Source organism: Paenibacillus sp. TSM33 (assembly GCF_056099025.1).
The window spans coordinates 1-255 of sequence record NZ_JBLZXB010000069.1; the positions used below are offsets into that span (position 1 = coordinate 1).

Below are 255 nucleotides of genomic sequence, written 5' to 3' on the forward strand. Positions count from 1 at the left end.
CCTTTCCCTCACGGTACTGCTTCACTATCGGTCGCCAGGGAGTATTTAGCCTTGGCAGATGGTCCTGCCGGATTCATACGGGGTTTCACGTGCCCCGCACTACTCGGGATCCGTCTCGGAGGGAACAAGTTTTGAACTACAGGGCTTTTACCTTCTCTGGCGGGCCTTTCCAGACCTCTTCATCTAACCGGTTCCTTTGTAACTCCATGTGAGACGTCCCACAACCCCAAGGAGCAAGCTCCTTGGTTTGGGCTA

The 255-nt window shown here is 54.5% G+C and carries 1 rRNA gene; it reads right to left on the bottom strand.

The annotated features are described in order from the left end of the window. Positions 1-255 (bottom strand): 23S ribosomal RNA (locus tag ACN6NF_RS25930); the annotation flags it as partial.